The sequence below is a fragment of the Pseudomonas sp. AC242 genome (assembly GCF_979258655.1).
Genome location: NZ_OZ409873.1, coordinates 4,735,707 through 4,758,141 on the forward strand (window position 1 = coordinate 4,735,707; position 22,435 = coordinate 4,758,141).

At 59.2% G+C, this 22,435-nt stretch carries 22 protein-coding genes; 5 read left to right on the plus strand and 17 right to left on the minus strand.

The window, feature by feature from the left end:
* Positions 1-38: 38 nt before the first annotated feature.
* From ACZZ0A_RS21205 to ACZZ0A_RS21215, 3 genes are read left to right on the plus strand one after another with little or no spacing between them, the layout of a single operon-like run.
* Complete coding sequence (locus ACZZ0A_RS21205; protein ID WP_463543695.1) at positions 39-281, plus strand: PP0621 family protein; 243 nt, start codon at positions 39-41, stop codon at positions 279-281.
* Complete coding sequence (locus ACZZ0A_RS21210; protein ID WP_463543696.1) at positions 271-1,860, plus strand: sensor histidine kinase; 1,590 nt, start codon at positions 271-273, stop codon at positions 1,858-1,860. The genes ACZZ0A_RS21205 and ACZZ0A_RS21210 overlap by 11 nt, the downstream gene beginning before the upstream one ends.
* Positions 1,857-3,203 (plus strand): sigma-54-dependent transcriptional regulator, encoded by a 1,347-nt coding sequence (locus ACZZ0A_RS21215; protein WP_463543697.1) that lies wholly within the window; start codon positions 1,857-1,859, stop codon positions 3,201-3,203. The genes ACZZ0A_RS21210 and ACZZ0A_RS21215 overlap by 4 nt, the downstream gene beginning before the upstream one ends.
* A 115-nt stretch (positions 3,204-3,318) precedes the next feature.
* On the opposite strand, the gene thiO is transcribed toward ACZZ0A_RS21215, so the two are convergent.
* The 7 genes from thiO to ACZZ0A_RS21250 are packed head-to-tail and all read right to left on the minus strand — an operon-like array spanning position 3,319 to position 10,084.
* Positions 3,319-4,419 carry a glycine oxidase ThiO gene (gene thiO / locus ACZZ0A_RS21220; RefSeq protein WP_463543698.1) on the minus strand — a complete coding sequence of 367 codons (1,101 nt, stop codon included), beginning with the start codon at positions 4,417-4,419 and terminating at the stop codon, positions 3,319-3,321.
* Positions 4,420-4,476: 57 nt separating this feature from the next.
* Positions 4,477-4,878 (minus strand): type IV pilin protein, encoded by a 402-nt coding sequence (locus ACZZ0A_RS21225; RefSeq protein WP_007909846.1) that lies wholly within the window; start codon positions 4,876-4,878, stop codon positions 4,477-4,479.
* A gap of 15 nt (positions 4,879-4,893) precedes the next feature.
* Positions 4,894-7,977 carry a pilus assembly protein gene (locus tag ACZZ0A_RS21230; protein ID WP_463543699.1) on the minus strand — a complete coding sequence of 1,028 codons (3,084 nt, stop codon included), beginning with the start codon at positions 7,975-7,977 and terminating at the stop codon, positions 4,894-4,896.
* Positions 7,964-8,443 carry a pilus assembly PilX family protein gene (locus ACZZ0A_RS21235; RefSeq protein WP_007909844.1) on the minus strand — a complete coding sequence of 160 codons (480 nt, stop codon included), beginning with the start codon at positions 8,441-8,443 and terminating at the stop codon, positions 7,964-7,966. The genes ACZZ0A_RS21230 and ACZZ0A_RS21235 overlap by 14 nt, the downstream gene beginning before the upstream one ends.
* 11 nt (positions 8,444-8,454) lie before the next feature.
* A complete protein-coding gene (locus tag ACZZ0A_RS21240; protein ID WP_095114075.1) occupies positions 8,455-9,168 on the minus strand; it encodes a PilW family protein in 714 nt (237 codons plus the stop codon).
* Positions 9,165-9,614, minus strand: coding sequence for a type IV pilus modification protein PilV (gene pilV, locus ACZZ0A_RS21245; protein ID WP_007909841.1), 450 nt, complete (start codon positions 9,612-9,614; stop codon positions 9,165-9,167). Before pilV ends, ACZZ0A_RS21240 begins: the two co-directional genes overlap by 4 nt.
* Positions 9,611-10,084, minus strand: coding sequence for a GspH/FimT family pseudopilin (locus ACZZ0A_RS21250; protein WP_095114074.1), 474 nt, complete (start codon positions 10,082-10,084; stop codon positions 9,611-9,613). The genes pilV and ACZZ0A_RS21250 overlap by 4 nt, the downstream gene beginning before the upstream one ends.
* Positions 10,085-10,214: 130 nt before the next feature.
* Between ACZZ0A_RS21250 and ACZZ0A_RS21255 the strand changes: the two genes are divergently transcribed.
* Positions 10,215-10,769, plus strand: coding sequence for a GspH/FimT family pseudopilin (locus tag ACZZ0A_RS21255; RefSeq protein WP_095114073.1), 555 nt, complete (start codon positions 10,215-10,217; stop codon positions 10,767-10,769).
* On the opposite strand, the gene ispH is transcribed toward ACZZ0A_RS21255, so the two are convergent.
* The 6 genes from ispH to murJ form a co-directional block, all read right to left on the minus strand.
* Entirely contained in the window at positions 10,741-11,685 is a 945-nt protein-coding gene (gene ispH / locus ACZZ0A_RS21260) for a 4-hydroxy-3-methylbut-2-enyl diphosphate reductase (protein ID WP_007909838.1), read from the minus strand. The genes ACZZ0A_RS21255 and ispH overlap by 29 nt on opposite strands.
* Positions 11,686-11,821: 136 nt before the next feature.
* Complete coding sequence (gene fkpB, locus ACZZ0A_RS21265) at positions 11,822-12,259, minus strand: FKBP-type peptidyl-prolyl cis-trans isomerase (protein WP_174245140.1); 438 nt, start codon at positions 12,257-12,259, stop codon at positions 11,822-11,824.
* Between the two features lie 7 nt (positions 12,260-12,266).
* Entirely contained in the window at positions 12,267-12,779 is a 513-nt protein-coding gene (gene lspA, locus ACZZ0A_RS21270; protein ID WP_007909836.1) for a signal peptidase II, read from the minus strand.
* Positions 12,772-15,603: an isoleucine--tRNA ligase gene (gene ileS, locus ACZZ0A_RS21275; protein ID WP_007909830.1), complete on the minus strand. Its 2,832-nt coding sequence runs from the start codon at positions 15,601-15,603 to the stop codon at positions 12,772-12,774. Before ileS ends, lspA begins: the two co-directional genes overlap by 8 nt.
* Before the next feature lie 13 nt (positions 15,604-15,616).
* Entirely contained in the window at positions 15,617-16,555 is a 939-nt protein-coding gene (ribF, locus tag ACZZ0A_RS21280) for a bifunctional riboflavin kinase/FAD synthetase (protein WP_007909828.1), read from the minus strand.
* Between the two features lie 129 nt (positions 16,556-16,684).
* Entirely contained in the window at positions 16,685-18,223 is a 1,539-nt protein-coding gene (gene murJ / locus ACZZ0A_RS21285; protein WP_007909826.1) for a murein biosynthesis integral membrane protein MurJ, read from the minus strand.
* A gap of 252 nt (positions 18,224-18,475) precedes the next feature.
* Between murJ and rpsT the strand changes: the two genes are divergently transcribed.
* Positions 18,476-18,748 (plus strand): 30S ribosomal protein S20, encoded by a 273-nt coding sequence (gene rpsT / locus ACZZ0A_RS21290; RefSeq protein WP_003228351.1) that lies wholly within the window; start codon positions 18,476-18,478, stop codon positions 18,746-18,748.
* 185 nt (positions 18,749-18,933) lie between these two features.
* On the opposite strand, the gene ACZZ0A_RS21295 is transcribed toward rpsT, so the two are convergent.
* The 4 genes from ACZZ0A_RS21295 to rpmA all read right to left on the minus strand — a co-directional run bounded on the left by ACZZ0A_RS21295 (position 18,934) and on the right by rpmA (position 22,425).
* Positions 18,934-19,401 (minus strand): CreA family protein, encoded by a 468-nt coding sequence (locus ACZZ0A_RS21295; protein ID WP_007909822.1) that lies wholly within the window; start codon positions 19,399-19,401, stop codon positions 18,934-18,936.
* Between the two features lie 10 nt (positions 19,402-19,411).
* Positions 19,412-20,530, minus strand: a complete 1,119-nt coding sequence (gene proB, locus ACZZ0A_RS21300) for a glutamate 5-kinase (RefSeq protein WP_042704923.1) — start codon at positions 20,528-20,530, stop codon at positions 19,412-19,414.
* Between the two features lie 220 nt (positions 20,531-20,750).
* Positions 20,751-21,974 (minus strand): Obg family GTPase CgtA, encoded by a 1,224-nt coding sequence (gene cgtA / locus ACZZ0A_RS21305; RefSeq protein WP_007909819.1) that lies wholly within the window; start codon positions 21,972-21,974, stop codon positions 20,751-20,753.
* A 193-nt stretch (positions 21,975-22,167) separates the two neighbouring features.
* A complete protein-coding gene (rpmA, locus tag ACZZ0A_RS21310) occupies positions 22,168-22,425 on the minus strand; it encodes a 50S ribosomal protein L27 (RefSeq protein ID WP_007909818.1) in 258 nt (85 codons plus the stop codon).
* Positions 22,426-22,435 lie beyond the last annotated feature (10 nt).

Genomic DNA, 22,435 nt, shown 5'->3' on the forward strand with positions numbered 1-22,435 from the left:
GCTAAACTGCCGGATCATCAGTCGAAAAGCCGCTCATCATGCTTCGTTTATTGTTCTGGATCGTCGTGATTTTTGCCGCGATATGGTTGTGGCGTAAATTCAAGGCGCCTGCCGCGTCCACCCCATCCAATCGCCCAAATCGCGAACAGGACGCGCCACCGATGGTGCGCTGCGCCCATTGCGGCGTACATTTGCCGCGCGACCGGGCGCTGAGCGTGCAACAACAGTGGTATTGCAGCCAGGCTCACCTCGAGCAAGGCCCGGGCTCCAGTGATCGCTGAGGCCACCCACGCCGACAGCAAACAGGCGCAGCGCCTGCTGCGCCTTTATCATCTCTACCGCTTAAGCATCGGCATCACCCTGGTGCTGCTGATCTCCAGCAACATGGACAACCGCCTGCTGACGTCGGCCAATGACGAATTGCTGCGCGGTGGCAGTTGGCTGTACCTGATCCTCAATATTCTGTTGGTGGTGTTCCTGGAGAACACACGACGGCCGGCGCAGCTATTCAGCCTGGCCCTCGTCGATATCCTGCTTTTATGCGCATTGTTCTTTGCTGCGGGCGGCGTCGGCAGTGCGCTGGGTAATTTGCTGATTGTCTCGGTGGCGATCAGCAACACCCTGCTACGGCGACGCATCGGCCTGTTGATCGCCGCTATCGGTGCGCTGGGCATCGTCGGCTCGAGTTTCCTGCTCGGCTTCAACCATCCCCTGAGCGCCAATGAATACTTGCAGGCCGGCACCCTCGGCGCTCTGTGCTTTGCCGCCTCGCTGTTGGTGCAAGGCTTGATCCGACGCCTGGAGGTCAGCGAAACCCTGGCCGAGCAACGCGCCAGCGAAGTGGTGGGGCTCGAAGCCCTCAACGCGCTGATCCTGCAACGCATGCGCACCGGCATTCTGGTGCTCGACGAGGCGCGTCGGGTGCAACTGGCCAACCACAGCGCGCAAACCCTGCTCGCGCAATCGCAACTTCAGGGACATCTGATCGATGACTATTCGATGGCGCTGGTTGATCGCCTGCAACTGTGGATGAACAACCCGACCCTGCGCCCACAGAGCCTGAAAATCCCCGGCAACGGCCTGGAGCTGCAACCGAGTTTCATCGCCCTCGAACAAAGCCCAAACCAGCAAACCCTGGTATTTCTCGAAGACCTCGCGCAAATCGCCCAACAAGCTCAGCAACTGAAACTCGCTGCGTTGGGGCGACTGACCGCTGGCATCTCCCATGAGATCCGCAACCCGCTGGGTGCCATCAGTCACGCCGCACAGCTATTGGCTGAATCCGAGGAACTCGATAGCGCCGATCGGCGTCTGACGCAGATCATTCAAGACCACTCCCAGCGCATGAACCGAGTCATCGAAAACGTCCTGCAACTGTCTCGCCGCCAACAGAGCGCCCCGCAACGACTGGATCTCAAGCCGTGGCTGGAAAACTTCGTTGTTGAAAGCCGCGAACAAGCCAGTGAGCGCCAGCAGATTCACCTGCGAATCAATTCGGGGGATTTCACCACGCTGATGGACCCCAACCAGCTCACGCAAATTCTCGACAACCTGTTACGCAACGGCTGGCGCCACAGCGCCCTGCTGCACGATCAGGCGCAAGTCTGGCTGGCCCTGTTCATCGACCCCGAGAGCCAGTTGGCGGTCCTTGAAGTGCAGGACAACGGCCCCGGCGTGCCTGCCGATGAACAGTCGCATCTGTTCGAACCGTTCTTCACCACCAGCAGCCAGGGCACCGGCCTTGGGCTTTATCTGTCCCGTGAGCTGTGCGAAAGCAACCAAGCGCGCCTAGACTTTCAATCACGCCAAGGCGGCGGCTGCTTTCGCATCACCTTTGCTCACGGACGGAAACAAAGTTGAATACGAGCCCACGGCAAAAAATCCTCATCGTCGACGACGAACCGGACATCCGCGAACTCCTGGAAATCACTCTGGGACGGATGAAGCTCGACACCTACAGCGCACGCAATCTGGCTGAAGCCCAGGCGCTGCTGAACCGCGAGAACTTCGATCTGTGCCTGACCGACATGCGCCTGCCCGATGGTACGGGGCTGGAACTGGTGCAGCACATCCAGCAACGTTATCCACAACTGCCGGTGGCGATGATCACCGCCTATGGCAGCCTGGAAACGGCCATCAACGCTTTGAAAGCAGGTGCTTTCGACTTCCTGACCAAACCGGTCGACCTCACGCGCCTGCGCGAACTGGTCGGCACGGCCCTGCGCATGCCGGCGGCAGGAGGCAGCTCTACAACGATAGAACGGCGCTTGCTGGGCGATTCGCAGCCGATGCGCAGTCTGCGCAAGCAAATCGACAAACTCGCTCGCAGCCAAGCGCCGGTGTACATCAGTGGCGAGTCGGGCAGTGGCAAGGAACTGGTCGCGCGGCTGATCCATGAACAAGGGCCACGCGCCAGCCAGCCGTTCGTGCCGGTGAACTGTGGGGCAATACCTTCGGAGCTGATGGAAAGCGAGTTTTTCGGCCATCGCAAAGGCAGTTTCACCGGCGCGATCGAAGACAAGCCGGGGCTGTTTCAGGCGGCCCATGGCGGCACGTTGTTCCTCGATGAAGTGGCAGACTTGCCGTTGTCGATGCAGGTGAAACTGCTGCGAGCAATTCAGGAAAAAGCTGTGCGCAGTGTTGGCGGTCAGCAGGAAAGCGTGGTCGATGTGCGGATCCTCTGTGCCACGCACAAGGACCTCGATGCCGAGGTCGCGGCCGAACGCTTTCGTCAGGACCTTTATTACCGCCTGAACGTGATTGAATTGCGCGTGCCGTCCCTGCGTGAGCGCCGTGATGACATTGAAGTGCTGGCAGCCAATATGCTCAAGCGCCTCGCCAAGGACACCGGCCAACCGGCAGCACGCTTGCATCCGCAGGCGTTGGAAGCGCTGAAGAATTACCGGTTTCCGGGGAATGTGCGGGAGCTGGAAAACGTGCTCGAACGGGCGCACACCTTGTGTGAAAACCGCACGATCGAGGCAGAGGATTTGCGCTTGAGCGAGGGGAACTGCGCGGCGGATGGCGCGATTGCCGATCTGACGCAGATCGATAATCTTGAGGATTACCTGGAGAACGTCGAGCGGAAGCTGATTCTGCAAGCGCTGGAGGAGACGCGCTGGAATCGTACGGCGGCGGCGCAGCGCTTGAGTCTATCGTTCAGGTCGATGCGTTACAGGCTGAAAAAACTCGGTTTGGACTGAGGGCCCCTTCGCGAGCAAGCTCGCTCTCACATTGGATTTTGTGACCGACAAAGATCAACTGTGGGAGCGAGCCTGCTCGCGAAAGCGATCTGCCAGGCTACAGAGAAATATCAGACTAAATGCGGCCTTCAGGCGCATACGGCGCCGGATCAATAATCGGCGCCCTTCCCAGCATCACATCGGCAAACAACTGACACGACGCTGGCGCCAGCACCAGCCCATTGCGGTAATGTCCGCAGTTCAGCCACAACCCGGCAAACCCCGGCACACGGCCAATGTACGGAATGCCCTCCGGCGACCCCGGACGCAACCCTGCCCAGTGCCCTACCACTTCGGCCTCTGCCAGCGCCGGCAACAATTCCACCGCTGAAGCCTTGAGACTTTCCAGCGCAACGTCGGTTGGGGTCTTGTCGTAACCTTCGTGCTCCAGCGTGCTGCCGATCAGGATATGACCGTCACGACGCGGAATCGCATAACGCCCTTTGGCCAGCACCATGCCCGGCAGGAAATCTGCCGCACATTTATAGAGAATCATCTGGCCTTTGACTGGTTCGACCGGCAATGTCAGATCCAGCGTCTTGAGCAGATCACCGCTCCACGCCCCCGCGGTCAGTACGACCTGATCACCGTTGATCACACCCTTCGACGTCTCGACGCCAACAACCTGCCCGCCCTCACGGACAAACCCGCTGACTTCGCACTGTTCGTGAATCGTCACGTTAGGCAGTGCCTGCAACGCCGCTTTCAGTGATTTCACCAGACGCGGATTGCGCACGTTGGCGACATCCGCCATGTAGATCGCTCGGGAGAAACCGCCACCGAGCACCGGCACCGCATCATGCGCCGCCGAGATATCCACAGCCCGCAGCGGCCGGTTTTCCCGCACGGCCCAGGCCAGCGCTTCGGCTTCATCGTCCAGATCCAGCCAGTACAGGCCGGTGGTATGTACTTCAGGATCCACCCCGGTGTCAGCGAACAAACGCTCGCCGAGCTGTGGATAAAAATCCTGCGACCAGTGCGCCAGTGCCGTGACCGCCGGGCTATAACGCCACGGATATAACGGCGAAACGATACCGCCGCCCGCCCAGGACGATTCCTGGCCGAGGTTCGAGCGATCGAGCAGCACCACGCTGCGTACTTCGGAGGCGAGATTGTAGGCGGTCAGCAGGCCAATCACCCCGCCACCGACAATCACCACTTGCTGTTGCCTGGTCATGTTTGATCCAACCGTAAAAAAGACAGTGGGCGCAAAAGGCACCCGAAAGAAAGCGCCTCAGCGGCCCCAGCAATCCTTGGTGGTCAGCCCGGTAGTCGCGTTGTTCATGCTTCTGACACCGGTGTTGGTCAGGGTGAAATCCCCGCATTTGTCGGTGGCCATGGCCGTGCCCGTCTTGCGGGTGGCGGTCAACAGGAAGGTCTGGTCAGCGATGGTCGGGGTGATGGTGTAGAAATCAGTGCCCGTGCTGAGCCCGGTAACGCCGGTGTAGACATTGCTCTTGGTGTAGAAACGTTCAAGGGTCTGCGCCTGCTCCGAGAGCAGCGACACCACTTCGGCGCGACGGCCCTTTTTCACATATTCGGTATAGCTCGGTGCGGCGATGGTGATGACGATCCCGATGATCGCAATCACGATCATGATTTCGATCAGGGTGAAGCCTCGGTTGGATCTGCGCATGCCTCAAACTCTCGCTTACTGTATTTGTCGCCACATGATACGACGGCTGCCGCCACCGCCCTTTTCTACAATGATCGTGATGGTGCCACTGGTGTCGGTCGTACCCTTGCGCTTGCCATCGCTGGAGACGAAGTTCAGGGTCGGAATGCCACCGGTGAATATCACGCCGCTGGAGATCGAGTCATTGCTGTCGACCAAACCGTCAGAGCTGGTATCGAGCACGGCGTAATTGAGCATCTTACCGCTGAACGCATCCAGTTCGACCAGTTTGCCGGTACCAAAACTCGCACAGGGATCAGTGGTATCAACACTCGCCGTGGTAAAGACAACACGGCCCAGCACGATACTCGCCTGATTGATCACCCGCTCGCCGGTCAGCACGTTGTTGTACACCAGCGGAAGATACCAACCCTTCTCCGCCGGATACGTCGTGTCATTCTGCGTTGTGGTCAGAAACTGTCCAGAGCTGCCGGAGAATGATCCGGTGATCGCCTGCGGCTGCAAACTGCTGACGGTCAACTGTCCAGAACCACCATCGGCGTCCCACACGGAATAGAACGCCTGCAAATCCTTGTTGGTCTTATCGGCCGTTTCATTGAACTTGCCGGTACCGACGAAGACCTGTTTGCCGCCCAGCGCGTTATCCGCCAGTAACGGCTGCGCGGTGATCGGTTGAGTCGCCCCGCCCGCCGTGGTGAACAGTGGCTTGCCGGAAAACGCCACGCCCCAACTATCGGAGGACGTGGCACTCAGGTCGAACTTCCATAACCGCCCCTTCAAGTCGCCACCGTAAGCGGCCTGCACCACATTCGAAGAGTTGACCTTGAGTTTCACCGACGACAAACCGTTGGTGGTTTCCGTGCTGTCGATAACGATTTTCCTGATCAGCGAACCGTCCAGCGCATCCAGTACATACAGGGCCGCCACGCCCGAATTACTGCCGTAGCCATTGGCAATGAATGTCGCCCAGCGACCATTGGCCAAGCGTGCCACTTCCGGACGGGCGTAGGCATAACCCAGATCATTGAATGCGTTCGCAGCACTGGCGGTGGCCGGCGCACTGACCTCCCACAAGGCCTTGATCACATTGCCCGCAGACGCATCAAACAGTTGCAGCCCGTAGAAGGTTTTACCCCCGGCACCGGTGCCGCCAATGGCCAGGGTTTTCCACGCGGTGCCGGACTGCGCGTCGAACACCCCAACCTGACCGTCTACCAAAAATTTGTGGCTCACACCGTTGACGTAGTTGGTATCGGCGATCAGGCGCAATGACGGCAGCACACTGGACGGCATGTAGGCGTAACGGCGAGTACCGTTCGCCGAATTGATCACGTTGACGAAACCATCGTTGGCGTTGACCACCAGGCTGGTGTTCATATTCGCAGCCTTGGTGGCCAGGTAAGTGCTGTAGCTGGTGTCACCGGAAAGATCGGAGGCGGTTTTGTCTGATGGCGAAGCCAGCACCAGCGGCGAATTGATGATGTCGCCGAGCAGCACGCTGCGCACTTTCAGCCCGGCCTTGTTCGTGCCCTTGCTCCACTCCACCAGATCAATGCCACTGATACCGGTGGGCAATCCCTGACTCAGCGTGGTCTGCTGGGCCGGGGAAAAGTTGCCGTAAGCCAGGGTTACCGCTGCGTTGCTCAGGGTATTCCATGACTGAAAGGTCGCGGCGGTGGCGGCTGGCACGATGGTGGTGTCGGTCGTCCACTGCGCCGCCGAGGTATTGACCGTCCCGGTCGAGGTGAACCCAAACGACTTGATCGTGCCGCGCCAGTCCTTGGGGTCATAAGTGGTTTGATAAAAGCTGCTGCTGGACGTCAGTGTGGTTCCGCTGGTGACTCCCGCGCCGCCGGAGCCGGCCTTGGACGTGATGTCGCTCAGCGCCGAGGATAAGGCGGCGTTGAGCCCGGTACTGTCGGTCGCCTGGTAATACCTGCCCTGTCCATAACTGGCGGCGTCCGACAGCATGTCATTATCGGCGGTGAAACCCACGGTGTAGGTGTTCATGTTCTGTTTGGGAAAATCCACCGCATTCCAGCTCTTACCCGCTGCGTCGGTGCCGGTCGAACGCATATCGATGTCAAAGGCAAACTTGGCGATGTCATCCAGATACAGCGTATCCCCTTCACCATCACCGTTAAGGTTGTTGCCGTCATTGTTGACGCCATCCCAGTTCGGCAAACGGCTGCCGCCCAGTGGGTCATTGGTGGGGAAAGTACGGTCGAAGGTCGGCAAGCCGTCGGTGATCACCACACCATAGTTTTTCTGGCAGCGGTACTGAATCGGGCTGGTGTAGGTGGTCGGTGTGCTGTTGTAGTACGGCGCCATGCCACGCATGTAACGAGTGATTTCGTAATAGGTTTCCGCCAACGGCGTGTTGGCCACGGCGCTCAAACCGTTGATGGAAGAGATCAGTGCGTTGTAATTGGTGTCGGCCTGGGCTTGAGTCACGCTGCCGGACACCGGCGACAAATCGCTGATCGCACGGGCAATGAAACCGCCATTGCCGGAGTTGTTGCTGGTGGCCGGATTGAATGTCGACAGCCCCATACGCAACGTGCGGTTGCTGCTGACCAATGCCGTGGAGACGTTGCGCGCGACGTTGATGCGGTAGTCGTTGGGAATCGCCCCGGTGGTGAAATCGCGTGTGCCGTTGTTGATGGCCAGGCCGAATACGTAGGAAATGTAATCCCCTGAGTAACGCGTATTGCCGCTGCCGACCGGATCCGGCAGCTTCAGGCACAACGGCGCCAGACTGTTGTTATAGAACGCATAGGCGCCGCCGGAGCAACCTGATGTCGGCAGGCTGGACAGAAAGATCGTATCGCCGGTAATCGCTGTCGAACTCAGGCACAGGCCAAGTAAGGCGTTGCATTGCCGGGCCGGGGTGAAATTGTCGGTGGGGTCAAAACCGGTCGCATAGATGATGCTGTTCATACTCCCCGAATCGTCGATCAGCAGCATGACGTTGGGTGGTACCGCTGCCGCACTCAACAGCGGCGAATCGGAAGGCGTGAACGCATACGCCGGCGCGGCCAGATAACAGCTCAGCAGCATGCCGATCCATAGTGATATGCAGCGCTCAATACTTCGCATAAACACTCTCCACCACGCTACGCGAAGTGCCGGCGATGCCGACCGCTGTAACCCGATACAACGTCGCCGAGGTGTTGCTCGGTACGTTCACGGCCGTCAGAGTCGTACCGATGTTCTGTACTCCATAGAATCCATTGCCGGCCGCAATCCAGGTCACCCCGGAAGTCGAATTGAGTCCCGCCGCGCTGACCACCGACGACTCCGCCGGCGGCGCGCATTGCGTGGTACCGCTGCATACAGCCAGCGAATAACTGTCCAGTTGCACCGCACTTTCGCCAATGCGCAACGCCGCCTCGGCAGTCTGGAACGACTGATTGCGCAGGCTCACGCTGCCGGCCATTTTTTCCTGCAGGTTGGCGCTCTGCATCGACGACAGACCAATCAGGGTCAGTAACAACAGGAATACCAGACTGACCAGCAAGACCATGCCGTGCTGCGCCTGACGGGTGTGGAGAGTCATCCTCATCGCCGCGCCCCTCACTGCAAGCGGTTGCGCAAAGCGGCAACCACGTTGAAGGTTTGATTGCGCACCCGGTTGTTCGGGTCGGTGAGGGTCAGGCTCAGGCGCACACTGCGGATGCGCGCCGGATCACTGGGATTGGCGCTGTAAGTCGAAGCGGCCACATCCGTTGCCGAACTGGCCAGACCGAACATCACGGTGAACGCACTGACGTTGTTCACCAGCACCTGCTGCGCAGGATTGCCGCTGCCGGTGCCCATGAGAATCTGATTGTTGCTGAAGCTGTAGATCAGACGCCGGATCGGGAACGCGATCTGCCCGCTCGCCGGGGAGCGCAAGCCGGTATAGGCCGTTGCGCTGTTGCGGCAATCGGAGACCACGGTCCAGGTTGGCGTGCCCCCGCCGCTGCCGATATCGGCAGTGACCAGCGTCAGTTTGAGGTTGGCATTGTCCCAGTTGATCGGCGTCACCTGCGCAGCGTTGAAGTCGCCCGCACTGCTCGAATCGGTAATGGTGCCAAGACAGCCGAACATCCCGACCATGCGAATTTCCTGAATCATCTTGCTCAACACAAACCGTGCGTCTTCCTGCATCGCCGCGGCAGTGTTCTGGCTGACATAAGTATTTTTCGCCGCGATGAAAATCTGCACCACGCCCAGCACCACGATGAGCCCCAGTGCCAAAGCAATAAGTAATTCGATCAGACCGAATCCACGGTTTTGCTGCTTCATGGCGTGGCCACCGGATCAACCGCAGCGCGGCTGGTCAGGACAAAGCTGCGCTGGGCGCTGGCGGTGTTGGCGGCTCGCGCATCGCTCCAGTTGATGGTGATGGTGTAGACGCGCTGATTGAGGGTGATGCTGCCAGTCGCGGTCGGCCCACCGAAGTTGGTGATGTTGGTAGTGAAATCGTAGAGGTCCTGATCGCGGGCAACGCTCAGATTGCCCGAGGTCGGCGGCGTGGCGGTGTAGTCGGCGCCGGAGTTGGCGCGGATGCGGTCCATCATGTCGTAGGCAATGAAACTGGCCTGACTGGTCATCCGTGAGCTATCGGTGTACTTCAGCGCATTCAGTTGCACCGCTGCCGCGCCCAGCAGCCCGACCGTCAGAATCAGCAACGCGACCAGCACCTCGATCAGCGTCATGCCGTGCTGTGCATTTTTGCTCCCTGCCCTCATCCGCAACTTCCACCCAATTGAATTCGTCCGTTCAAACACACGCTCAGCGTCCTGCTTTGCGTTCCCAACGTGTAACTGATGACCACCGCCGTCGACGGCGCCGCCAGACCGCCAAGGTTGTTGAAATCCAGTGCGGTCACTCCTGAGGGTAGCGTCAGAGTCGCACCACTGCTCATCGCGGGAACAACCCGCAACACATTGGCCGGAGTGCCAGTACTGTCATAAACCGCCAGTTCACCGGTCCAGACGCTGCCGCCGGCAGTCGGGCGCAGGCGCAAGGTAGTACCTCGATTTATGGCTTCGAGCCTGGCGAAATTGATCGCCCGTTGCAGATCGCCCATCTCGGTATCAGCCCTGCTGCCCTGTACCGAACGGGTGAACGCCGGCACCGCCAGGGTAATCAGGATCACAAAGATCGCGATCGCAACCAACAACTCGATCAGCGTGAAACCTTTTGTACGAAGATCCATCGATGCCCTCCGTTGCCGTCGGCTATACCTGCTTCTACACGCTAGAACATTCAACCGGCCCGCGTCGGCTGATTTGCCCTGCCCGGCGCACGGAGCGCGCCGTTCATCACATTCCACGGAGGGTGTTTTCATGCCGCAACAGGGTTTCAGCCTGATAGAACTGCTTATGGGACTGGCGATTGGCGCAATTGTTCTGCTGCTGGTCAGTCCGGCGTTCGCCACGCTCAGAGAATCGAGCCATCGGGATCAAGCGGCGCAATCGCTGCTCGATGGCCTGCGTAACGCTCGCACACTGGCCATCACGCGCAATCAGAGCGTGGTGATTCATGGCATCAACGGCGACTGGAGTCAGGGCTGGCGGATCATTCTGGATATCAGCGGCAAAGGGCCGAAGGACAGCAGCAATCCGCTGCTGCAAGAGCGTGCGAGTGACACGCAGGTGCCGATTGTCGGCAATTGGTCGGTGAGTCGTTACGTACGTTTCAGCAGTCTGGGGCAACCACTGATGCCCGGGCGGGCGTTTCAGGCTGGGACATTACATGTCTGCTCGGCTCGCGAGCCGGTCAGTCAGCGCCAGATAGTACTGGCGGCGACCGGTCGCGTGCGCCTGAACAGTCAAGAGACTGAGCAGGCGCTGTGTCAAAAAACCGAAAACGTCAGATCGAACGCACGCGCAGCTCTTTAGGCATCGAGAACGTGATGTTCTCTTCACGCCCGGCCAGTTCATCGGCACCGGTAGCGCCCCAGGCCTGCAATTGCTGAATCACGCCGCGCACCAGTACCTCCGGCGCGGAAGCACCGGCGGTAATGCCGATACGCTCAACGCCATCGAACCAGCTCTTTTGCAGGTCTTCGGCACCGTCGATCAGGTAGGCCGGTGTGGCCATGCGCTCGGCGAGTTCACGCAGACGATTGGAGTTGGAGCTGTTCGGGCTGCCGACCACCAACACCACGTCGCACTCGTCAGCCAATTGCTTGACCGCGTCCTGACGGTTTTGCGTGGCGTAGCAGATATCGTCCTTGCGCGGGCCGCCGATAGCCGGGAAGCGCGTGCGCAGCGCATCGATGACACGACTGGTATCGTCCATCGACAGCGTAGTCTGGGTGACGAAAGCCAGTTTGTCCGGGTTGTGTACCTGCAATTCGGCGACGTCTTTCTCGTCTTCAACGAGGTAGATCGCGCCGCCATTGCTGCCGTCGTACTGGCCCATGGTGCCTTCGACTTCCGGGTGACCGGCGTGACCGATCAGGATGCACTCACGACCGTCGCGGCTGTATTTCGCCACTTCGATGTGCACCTTGGTCACCAGCGGGCAAGTGGCGTCGAATACTTTCAGGCCACGGCCGGCGGCTTCGGTGCGCACAGCTTGGGAAACACCGTGAGCACTGAAAATCACGATGACATCGTCCGGCACCTGATCCAGCTCCTCGACGAAGATCGCCCCGCGACTACGCAGGTCTTCAACGACAAACTTGTTGTGCACCACTTCGTGACGCACGTAGATCGGCGGCCCGAAGACTTCCAGGGCGCGGTTGACGATTTCGATCGCCCGGTCCACGCCGGCGCAGAAGCCACGGGGGTTGGCGAGTTTGATTTGCATGCTGTGCCTCGTGTCTTGCGCGCGAAAACAATGAATTACTAATTGTGGGAGCGAGCCTGCTCGCGAAAGCTGACTGACATTCAACACTGATGTCGCCTGACACACCGCATTCGCGAGCAGGCTCGCTCCCACATTTTTACAGCGCTTTAACGTTGATGATCTCGACGTCAAAGGTCAGCGTCTTGCCCGCCAGCGGGTGGTTGAAGTCGATGGTCACTTGCGTGTCGTCGAACTCTTTCACCACACCCGGCAGCTCAGTATTGGCCGCATCGTTGAAGATCACCAGCAAACCCGGTGACAACTCCATGTCGACGAACTGCGAACGCGGAATGATCTGCACGTTCTGCGGGTTCGGCTGGCCGAAGGCGTTTTCCGGCTCGACGGTCAGCGTGCGCTTGTCGCCGGCCTTGAAGCCGAACAGCGCTGCTTCGAAACCCGGCAGCAGGTTGCCGTCGCCGACCTTGAAGGTCGCCGGGGCTTTGTCGAACGTACTGTCGACGGTGTCGCCGTTCTCCAGGCGCAATGCAAAGTGCAAGGTGACTTCCGTGTTCTGGCCGATGCGTTGCTCAGCCAATACCTGTTCAGTCATGAACGGCTTCTCCGGTCTTTTTACTTTTGAACATATCCAGTGCCAGCATCACCGCGCCAACGGTAATCGCGCTGTCGGCGAAGTTGAACGCCGGGAAGTACCAGCGGTTCTGCCAGTGCACCAGAATGAAATCGATCACATGGCCCAAGGCAATGCGGTCATACAGATTGCCCAGCGCGCCGCCCAATACCAGCGCCAGCGCGACGGCCAGCCAGGTTTCGTTGCGGCCCAGACGCTTGAGCCAGACCACCAGCACCGCACTGACCACAATCGCGATCAGGGCAAACAGCCAGCGCTGCCAGCCGGAGCTGTCAGCCAAAAAGCTGAAAGCAGCGCCGGTGTTGTAAGCCAGGGTCCAGCTGAAGTAATCGGGAATGATCACGATCTGCTGGAACATTTCGAGCTTGCCTTCGAAGTAGAACTTGCTGGCCTGGTCGATGACCAGAACCAGCAAACTCAACCACAGCCAGCTCAACCGTCCGAAACGGCCAACGGCATTAGGCATAGTGACGAACCTCGCCAGCGCCGCTGATGTTGTCGACGCAACGACCGCAGATTTCCGGATGCTCCGGGTTCACGCCGACGTCTTCGCGGCAGTGCCAGCAACGGGCGCACTTCGGGAAGGCCGATTTGACGATCTTCAGCTTCAGGCCGCTGACTTCAGTCACTACCGCATCAGCCGGTGCCTGAACGAACGGCGCAACGCTTGCGGTCGAAGTGATCAGGACAAAGCGCAGTTCGTTGCTCAGCTTGGCCAGATCGGCGCTCAGGGCGTCTTCGGCGTACAGCGTCACTTCGGCTTGCAGGTTGCCACCGACAGCTTTCGCTGCGCGCTGGATTTCCATTTCTTTGTTGACCGCTACTTTGACCGCCATCACGCGTTCCCAGTAGTCGCGACCCAGTTCCACGTCAGCCGGCAGTTCGGTCAGGCCTTCGTACCAGGTGTTGAGCATCACCGATTCGTTACGCTCGCCCGGCAGGTATTCCCACAGTTCGTCAGCAGTAAAGGCGAGGATCGGCGCGATCCAGCGCACAAGCGCTTCGGAGATATGGAACAGCGCGGTTTGCGCCGAACGGCGGGCCTTGCTGTTGGCGCCAGTGGTGTACTGACGGTCCTTGATGATGTCGAGGTAGAAACCGCCCAGCTCCTGCACGCAGAAGTTGTGGATCTTCGAGTAGACGTTCCAGAAACGGTATTCGCCGTAGTGCTCTTGCAGCTCGCGTTGCAGCAGCAGGGTGCGGTCGACCGCCCAACGATCCAGCGCGAGCATTTCTTCAGCCGGCAGGATGTCGGTGGCCGGGTTGAAACCGGTCAGGTTCGAGAGCAGGAAGCGCGCGGTGTTACGGATACGACGATAGGCGTCCGCACTGCGCTGCAGGATCTGGTCGGAAACCGCCATTTCGCCGGAGTAGTCGGTCGAAGCCACCCACAGACGCATGATGTCGGCGCCCAGGGTGTCGTTGACCTTCTGCGGCGCGATCACGTTGCCCAGCGATTTGGACATCTTGCGGCCGGCTTCGTCGACGGTGAAACCGTGGGTCAGCAGTTCGCGGTACGGCGCGTGGTTGTCGATGGCGCAACCGGTCAGCAGCGACGAGTGGAACCAGCCACGGTGTTGGTCGGAACCTTCCAGATACAGGTCGGCACGCGGGCCGCTCTCGTGGCCCATGGGGTGCGAACCGCGCAGGACGTGCCAGTGCGTGGTGCCCGAATCGAACCAGACGTCGAGGGTGTCGCTGATCTTGTCGTACAGCGGCGCTTCGTCGCCGAGCAGTTCGGCAGCGTCCATCTTGAACCAGGCTTCGATGCCTTCGACTTCAACGCGTTTGGCGACTTCTTCCATCAGCTCGACGGTGCGTGGGTGCAGTTCGCCGCTTTCCTTGTTGAGGAAGAACGGGATCGGCACGCCCCAGTTACGTTGACGCGAGATGCACCAGTCCGGACGGTTGGCGATCATCGAGTGCAGGCGCGCCTGGCCCCAGGCCGGAACGAACTTGGTGTCTTCAATGGCTTTGAGCGAGCGCACACGCAGGGTGTCACCGCTGGTTGGCTCTTTATCCATGCCGATGAACCACTGCGCGGTGGCGCGGTAGATCAGCGGGGTCTTGTGGCGCCAGCAGTGCATGTAGCTGTGTTCGATGACGGTGGTGTGCATCAGCGCACCGACTTCGGTCAGCTTGTCGACGATGGCCGGGTTGGCCTTCCAGATGAACTGACCGCCGAAGAACTCCAGCGACGGCACGTACACGCCGTTGCTCTGCACCGGGTTGAGGATGTCGTCGTTGACCATGCCGTATTTCTTGCAGGTCACGAAGTCGTCCACGCCGTAGGCCGGAGCGGAGTGAACCACACCGGTGCCAGCGCCCAGTTCGACGTAGTCAGCCAGGTACACCGGCGACAGACGGTCGTAGAACGGGTGACGGAAGTTGATCAGTTCCAGCTGTTTACCGGTGGTGGTGGCGATGACCGAACCTTCCAGGCTGTAACGCGCCAGGCAGGCCTCGACCAGCTCTTCAGCCAGTACCAGCAGCTTGTCGCCGACATCAACCAACGCGTAGTTGAATTCCGGGTGAACGTTGAGCGCTTGGTTGGCCGGGATGGTCCACGGGGTGGTGGTCCAGATCACGATCGAGGCAGGTTTGCCCAGCGACGGCAGACCGAACGCGGCAGCCAGTTGGGCTTCGTCAGCGATCGGGAAGGCCACGTCGATGGTCGAGGACTTTTTGTTCTCGTACTCGACTTCCGCTTCAGCCAAAGCCGAACCGCAGTCGAAGCACCAGTTCACAGGCTTCAAGCCCTTGAACACGAAACCGCCCTTGACGATTTCCGCGAGAGCGCGGATTTCACCGGCCTCGTTCTTGAAATCCATGGTCTTGTACGGGTTGGCCCAATCGCCCAGCACGCCGAGACGGATGAATTCGGACTTCTGCCCTTCGATCTGCTCGGTGGCGTAGGCACGGCACAGTTCGCGGGTCTTGTCCGCGCCCAGATTTTTGCCGTGGGTCACTTCAACCTTGTGCTCGATCGGCAGGCCGTGGCAGTCCCAACCCGGAACATACGGCGCGTCGAAGCCCGACAGGGTCTTCGAGCGGATGATCATGTCCTTGAGAATCTTGTTCAGTGCGTGACCGATGTGGATCGTGCCGTTAGCATACGGAGGGCCGTCATGCAAAACGAACTTCGGACGATCCTTGCCAATCTCGCGCAACTTTCCGTACAGGCCAATACTGTCCCAGCGCTGCAGGATCTGCGGTTCGCGCTGTGGCAGGCCGGCCTTCATTGGGAAGGCGGTGTCCGGAAGGTTAAGCGTGGCTTTATAGTCGGTCATTTAAGGCTCTTCATTAGCGATGGGCGCTAGGTGCGGCTAGTGCACGGGCGGTGGCGACATCCGCATTGATCGCCGTTTTCAATGCCTCCAGGGAGGCGAAGCGCTGCTCTTCACGCAGCTTTTGGTGGAAAACCACCGTCAAACGCCGGTCATACAGATCGCCGGCAAAATCTAAAAGATGGACTTCAAGGTGGGCCTTGCCATCACCTTGCACCGTAGGCCGTACGCCGATATTGGCGACACCGGGCCAGGTCTTGCCGTCGATATCGACATCCACCAGGTACACCCCGGTGAACGGCACGCGACGACGCTTGAGTTGAATATTCGCAGTCGGCGTACCCAGTTGCCGGGCCAGCTTCTGGCCATGCAGCACGCGACCGGCGATGCGGTACGGGCGGCCGAGCAAACGTTCGGCCAAGGCAAAATCGGCGGCGGCCAAGGCGTTGCGCACTTGTGTGCTGCTGACGCGAATGCCGTCCAGCTCGACGGTTTGTGCCGCTTCGACGGTAAAACCGTGCATCTGCCCGGCCTGCATCAGAAAATCGAAATCGCCGAGGCGGTCGCAGCCGAAGCGGAAATCATCACCGACTTCCAGGTGCTGCACGCCGAGGCCATCGACGAGGATGGTGTCGACGAATTCGCTGGCGCTGAGCTTGCTCAAGCGCTGGTTGAACGCCAGGCACAAGACCCGGTCAACGCCTTCGGCCGCCAGCAGTTGCAGCTTGTCGCGCAACCTTGCCAGACGCGCCGGCGCAGTCTCGGGGGCAAAGAACTCCCGTGGCTGCGGCTCGAAAATCACCACGCAGCTGGGTACGCCCAACTCGAGCGCACGCTCACGCAGTCGGGCCAGGATAGCCTGGTGACCACGGTGAACACCGTCAAAGTTGCCAATAGTGGCGACGCAGCCCCGATGCTGGGGGCGCAAGTTGTGGAGGCCTCGAACCAGCTGCATAACGCGCTTCTTGCTCATAAAGTGGTCGATTATAACCACACCCGACGGTCGACGACAGGCAACACCGTAACGCAAAGTGAACGAGCCGACAAAACTGCCGGCCCGGGCCTGCTTATAAAGGGTAAAACCTTAGCTCAAGGCCTTGCGATTGAAGTCTCGCAGGCGGAAACCGAGCAGCAGCAACATACCGAAATAAGCGACCACGCCCGCCGCGACCAATGCGCCCAGACGCAGAAAGCGCTCAAGCATGTGCCCCTGATCCCACGCCGGCATGAAATGCATGCCCAGCAACAGCACTGCCGACATCACCGCCACCGCGATAACCAGTTTGAAACCGAACTTGGCCCAGCCCGGCTGCGGCTGATACATCTGCTGCTTGCGCAGTTGATAGAACAGCAATCCGGCGTTGAGACAGGCACCGGCACTGATCGCCAGTGCCAGCCCCGCGTGCGCCAACGGGCCAATCAGCACCAGGTTGAACAACTGAGTAACCACCAGGGTGAATATTGCGATTTTTACCGGCGTACGGATGTTCTGTTGCGCATAAAAGCCCGGCGCCAGAACCTTGATCACGATAATCCCGAGCAAACCGACAGAGTAAGCAATCAATGCGCGCTGAGTCATTTCGGCGTCGAAGCCACTGAACTGACCGTACTGGAATAACGAAACCGTCAGCGGCTCGGCGAGAATCCCCAGCGCCAGCGCACAGGGCAGCACCAGCACAAAGCACAGGCGCAGGCCCCAATCGAGAATCCGCGAATATTCGTGGCGATCTTTGCTCGCGTAAGTTTTCGCCAGGGTCGGCAGCAGGATTGTGCCCAGCGCCACACCCAGTACGCCGGATGGCAACTCCATCAGGCGGTCGGCGTAATACATCCACGACACCGAGCCTGCGACCAGAAACGAGGCGAAGATGGTGTTGATGATCAGCGAGATCTGGCTGACCGAGACGCCGAGAATCGCCGGCAGCATCTGCTTCATTACGCGCCAGACGCCGGTATCGCGCAGATTCAGACGCGGCAGTACCAGCATGCCGATCTTTTTCAGGTGCGGCAGTTGGTAGAGCAATTGCGCCAGACCACCGACCAGCACCGCCCAACCGAGCGCCATCACCGGCGGGTCAAAGTATGGTGTGAGGAACAGCGAAAACACGATCATGCTGACGTTAAGCAGAGTCGGCACGAAGGCCGGCACGGAGAAACGGTTCCAGGTATTGAGAATCGCGCCCGCCAGTGAGGACAGGGAGATCAGCAATATATAAGGGAAGGTCACCCGCAACAGATCAGAAGTGAGCTGGAATTTTTCCGGCGTGTCGGTAAAACCCGGAGCCGTAGCCCAGATCACCCAGGGTGCGGCAATCATGCCCAGCGCAGTCACCACCGCCAGCACCAGTGTCAGCAAACCCGAGACATAGGCAATGAACGTACGGGTTGCCTCTTCACCTTGCTGGCTTTTGTATTCAGCGAGAATCGGCACAAAAGCCTGAGAGAAAGCACCCTCGGCGAAGATTCGTCGCAACAGATTGGGCAGTTTGAAGGCAATAAAGAAGGCATCCGTCGCCATCCCGGCGCCGAATGTACGGGCAATCAGCGTGTCACGAACAAAGCCCAGAATCCGGGAAAGCATCGTGATAGAGCTGACGGCGGCCAACGATTTGAGCAGATTCATTGAGGGAATTTGTGCCTGTCGATAAACAGCAGGCGAACAAAGCGCCTACTTGTGCGATACTCCGCGCCGCAGCAGCACAGAGCCAAAGCTCGCGAGTTTACAGGTCAAGCGCCGGAAATAAATATCCCGCCTCTTTATACCTACCACTTAGCGGAACGTTTCAAGTGCCCTTGACAAGACTTCAACTCATCGGCATGATTCGCGGCCTATTTTGTTTGCTATTTCCTAAAAAGTCTTTCGAGGAGCTCGACGGTGGCCAACTCACCTTCCGCCAAAAAACGTGCAAAACAGGCTGAGAAGCGTCGCAGCCACAACGCCAGCCTGCGTTCCATGGTTCGCACCTACATCAAGAATGTAGTTAAAGCCATCGACGCAAAAGACGCTGAAAAAGCTCAAGCTGCATACGTTCTGGCTGTGCCAGTTATCGACCGTATGGCCGATAAAGGCATCATCCACAAGAACAAGGCTGCTCGCCATAAGAGCCGTCTGAATGGCCACGTCAAAGCACTGAAAGAAGCTGCTTAATCCGACGTAGTCATTAAAAAACCGACCTTAGGGTCGGTTTTTTATTGCCTGTGATTTAACAAATCCCAGCGCAAAAAAAATGTAGGAGTGAGCCTGCTCGCGATAGCGGTGTCACAGTCAATAATTGCATCGACTGACACACCGCTATCGCGAGCAGCCCCACTCCTACAGTTGGTTTCGCGGCGTTATTGCTGGACCGGCACCCACGGCAGGATCGGGATGGCGGTCACGGCATTCTGCGGACTGCCTTCGATCAAGCGGTCGCTGTAGACCAGATACACCAGCGTGTTGCGCTTCTTGTCGAGGAAACGCACCACCTGCATGGTCTTGAATACCAGCGAAGTGCGCTCCTTGAACACCTCATCGCCATCCTTCAGATCACCCTTGAACTTGATCGGACCAACCTGGCGACAGGCGATCGACGCCTCGGCGCGATCCTCAGCCAGACCGAGACCGCCCTTCACACCGCCCGTCTTGGCGCGCGACAGGTAACAGGTCACCCCTTCGACTTTCGGATCATCGAAAGCCTCGACCACAATGCGGTCGTTCGGGCCGACAAACTTGAACACCGTCGACACCTGACCGATTTCCTCGGCCGAGGCGAGCAATGGCATTGCCATCAGCAAGCCCAACAATCCTTTCGCTAAACGCATCGAGTTTTCCTTAGACCAGAATCAGGTTGTCACGGTGAACCAGTTCCGGCTCCGCCATGTAACCGAGCAAACCGACAATCGCATCCGACGACTGACCGATGATTTTTTGCGCTTCCAGCGCACTGTAGTTAGCCAGGCCCCGGGCAATCTCACGACCGTCAGGCGCCACACAGACGACCATTTCGCCGCGGCGGAAACTGCCCTGCACCAACTTCACACCGACAGGCAGCAGGCTTTTATTGCCCTTGGACAACGCCGACACCGCCCCCTCATCCAGCACCAGGGTGCCGCGAGTTTGCAGATGCCCGGCCAGCCATTGCTTGCGCGCCGCGAGCATGCCGCGCTCAGGCGACAGCAAGGTGCCAATGCGCTCACCCGCTTTCAGGCGATCAAGCACGCGCTCAAGACGCCCACCGACAATGATGGTGTGCGCACCGGAACGCGCAGCCAGTCGCGCCGCACGCAGCTTGGTCTGCATGCCGCCGCGCCCCAGCGCACCACCCGTGCCGCCCGCTACCGCATCGAGGCTCGGATCATCGGCGCGCGCTTCGTAAATCAGCTGCGCTTCAGGGTTGTTACGCGGATCAGCGTCGAACATGCCGTCGCGATCGGTCAGGATCACCAGCAGATCCGCCTCGACCAGATTCGCCACCAACGCCGCCAGCGTGTCGTTGTCGCCGAAACGGATTTCATCAGTGACCACAGTATCGTTTTCGTTGATCACCGGGATGACTTTCAGCTCGACCAGTGCGCGCAAGGTGCTGCGAGCGTTCAGGTAGCGCTTGCGGTCGGACAGGTCGTCGTGCGTCAGGAGAATCTGTGCAGTGTGCCGGCCATGCTCGGCGAAGCTCGACTCCCACGCCTGCACCAGGCCCATCTGACCAATAGCAGCGGCCGCCTGGAGCTCGTGCATCGCACTGGGTCGTGCGGTCCAGCCCAAACGACTCATGCCGGCGGCCACTGCCCCGGAGGACACCAGCACCAACTCGACGCCAGCCTCATGCAAAGCCACCATCTGCTCGACCCAGACACTCATTGCCGCGCGATCCAGCCCTTTGCCATCAGCTGTCAGCAAAGCGCTGCCGATCTTCACGACCCAACGCTGCGCACCTGTCACCTTGCTCCGCATCATCTTCAACCTTAGCTTGAGGGCAGCGCGACCCAGCGCTGCCCATGACGTTATTTGTGACTTGCGATTTCCAGATACTAAAACGCCGCTCGATTGAGCGGCGCCATAGAAAAACGGCTTGCAGCGATGATAACACCGCCCTGAGATGAAGACTCAGCAGACACCAGCGATCTTCTGAAGGTCAAAAGATCGCAGCCTGCGGCAGCTCATACCCAACGAATCAGTCACGCACGTAAATGATTTCCGGACCGTCTTCGTCATCCACATCTTCTTCGTCCCAATCATCGTCGCCGATGTCATGGACCGACTTCACGCCACTGCGACGCAGGGCACGCTTGTCATCCAGCGCCTGCAGTTGCGCGCGCGCTTCGTCTTCGATGCGCTGATCGAGGTCGGCCAGTTCTTCCTTGTAAGCCGGGTCATTGGCCAGGCGATCGGCGCGATCTTCCATGTAACGCATGATGTCGTGGCACAGACGCTCGGTACCGATCTTGGCGATGGCCGAGATCACGTAGACCGGACCGGTCCACTCGAGGCGATCAACGATTTCCTTGACGCGCTCATCGTGATCCTCCTCAAGGATCTGGTCGCACTTGTTCAGTACCAGCCAACGATCACGCTCAGCCAGGGACGGGCTGAACTTGATCAGCTCGTTGACGATCACTTCCGCCGCGTCCGGTGCACTGGAATCATCCAGCGGCGCCATGTCGACGAGGTGCAGCAGCAGACGCGTACGCGCCAAGTGCTTGAGGAAGCGAATACCCAGACCGGCACCGTCGGAAGCACCTTCGATCAGACCCGGAATGTCGGCAATGACGAAGCTCTTCCAGCGATCAACGCTGACCACACCGAGGTTCGGCACCAGCGTGGTGAACGGGTAGTCGGCGACTTTCGGCTTTGCGGCCGATACGGAACGGATAAAGGTACTTTTACCGGCGTTCGGCAAGCCCAGCAGACCGACGTCAGCCAGGACTTTCATTTCCAGCTTCAGGTCGCGCTGCTCACCCGGCTTACCCGGAGTGGTCTGACGCGGCGCACGGTTGGTACTGGATTTGAAACGGGTGTTACCCAGACCGTGCCAACCGCCCTGCACGACCATCAGCTTCTGGCCAGCCTTGGTCAGGTCGCCAATCACTTCCTGGGTAGCAGAGTCGATCACCGTGGTGCCGACCGGCACGCGCAGGATCAGGTCTTCGCCTTTTTTACCGGTGCAGTCAGTGCTGCCGCCGTTGGAACCACGCTCGGCATCGAAGTGCCGGGTGTAACGGTAGTCGACCAGGGTGTTGAGGTTTTCATCGGCCATCATGTAGATGGAACCGCCATCACCACCATCACCGCCGTTCGGGCCACCGTTTTCGATGAACTTTTCCCGACGGAAACTCATGGCGCCATTGCCGCCGTCACCAGCCTTTACGCGAATCGATACTTCATCAACAAACTTCATAACCAACGCCTCTCGCCATACGGACGAGCCGAAAAACAATCAAGACATAAGACTCTTGCAAAAATGAGCGCAGCGACCCCAAAACACGACATGTATCGCACGCCGACAGCCCATACAAACAGTTTTGCAAGAGACTCACCCCACAAACGAAAAAGCCCCGTCGCAAGACAGGGCTCTTCCAGCGATCTCGCGATTAAGCCGCGATTACGCTCACGTAACGGCGGTTGAAAGCGCCTTTTACTTCAAACTTGATCACGCCTTCGATTTTCGCGAAAAGGGTGTGATCTTTACCCATGCCAACGCCGTAACCAGCGTGGAATTGGGTGCCGCGCTGACGCACGATGATGTTGCCGGCCTTGATGACCTGGCCGCCATACATCTTCACGCCAAGGCGTTTGGCTTCTGAGTCGCGACCGTTACGGGTACTACCACCAGCTTTTTTGTGTGCCATGAGTCAATTC

What these genes read in the sequence shown, in the direction of transcription:
- ACZZ0A_RS21205 (WP_463543695.1), top strand. Translation starts at nt 39, where the DNA reads ATGCTTCGTTTATTGTTCTGGATCGTCGTGATTTTTGCCGCGATATGG.
- thiO (WP_463543698.1), bottom strand. Translation starts at nt 4,419, where the DNA reads ATGACCAGGCAACAGCAAGTGGTGATTGTCGGTGGCGGGGTGATTGGC.
- ACZZ0A_RS21225 (WP_007909846.1), bottom strand. Translation starts at nt 4,878, where the DNA reads ATGCGCAGATCCAACCGAGGCTTCACCCTGATCGAAATCATGATCGTG.
- ACZZ0A_RS21230 (WP_463543699.1), bottom strand. Translation starts at nt 7,977, where the DNA reads ATGCGAAGTATTGAGCGCTGCATATCACTATGGATCGGCATGCTGCTG.
- ACZZ0A_RS21235 (WP_007909844.1), bottom strand. Translation starts at nt 8,443, where the DNA reads ATGAGGATGACTCTCCACACCCGTCAGGCGCAGCACGGCATGGTCTTG.
- ACZZ0A_RS21240 (WP_095114075.1), bottom strand. Translation starts at nt 9,168, where the DNA reads ATGAAGCAGCAAAACCGTGGATTCGGTCTGATCGAATTACTTATTGCT.
- pilV (WP_007909841.1), bottom strand. Translation starts at nt 9,614, where the DNA reads ATGAGGGCAGGGAGCAAAAATGCACAGCACGGCATGACGCTGATCGAG.
- ACZZ0A_RS21250 (WP_095114074.1), bottom strand. Translation starts at nt 10,084, where the DNA reads ATGGATCTTCGTACAAAAGGTTTCACGCTGATCGAGTTGTTGGTTGCG.
- ACZZ0A_RS21255 (WP_095114073.1), top strand. Translation starts at nt 10,215, where the DNA reads ATGCCGCAACAGGGTTTCAGCCTGATAGAACTGCTTATGGGACTGGCG.
- ispH (WP_007909838.1), bottom strand. Translation starts at nt 11,685, where the DNA reads ATGCAAATCAAACTCGCCAACCCCCGTGGCTTCTGCGCCGGCGTGGAC.
- lspA (WP_007909836.1), bottom strand. Translation starts at nt 12,779, where the DNA reads ATGCCTAATGCCGTTGGCCGTTTCGGACGGTTGAGCTGGCTGTGGTTG.
- ileS (WP_007909830.1), bottom strand. Translation starts at nt 15,603, where the DNA reads ATGACCGACTATAAAGCCACGCTTAACCTTCCGGACACCGCCTTCCCA.
- ribF (WP_007909828.1), bottom strand. Translation starts at nt 16,555, where the DNA reads ATGCAGCTGGTTCGAGGCCTCCACAACTTGCGCCCCCAGCATCGGGGC.
- murJ (WP_007909826.1), bottom strand. Translation starts at nt 18,223, where the DNA reads ATGAATCTGCTCAAATCGTTGGCCGCCGTCAGCTCTATCACGATGCTT.
- ACZZ0A_RS21295 (WP_007909822.1), bottom strand. Translation starts at nt 19,401, where the DNA reads ATGCGTTTAGCGAAAGGATTGTTGGGCTTGCTGATGGCAATGCCATTG.
- proB (WP_042704923.1), bottom strand. Translation starts at nt 20,530, where the DNA reads ATGCGGAGCAAGGTGACAGGTGCGCAGCGTTGGGTCGTGAAGATCGGC.
- cgtA (WP_007909819.1), bottom strand. Translation starts at nt 21,974, where the DNA reads ATGAAGTTTGTTGATGAAGTATCGATTCGCGTAAAGGCTGGTGACGGC.
- rpmA (WP_007909818.1), bottom strand. Translation starts at nt 22,425, where the DNA reads ATGGCACACAAAAAAGCTGGTGGTAGTACCCGTAACGGTCGCGACTCA.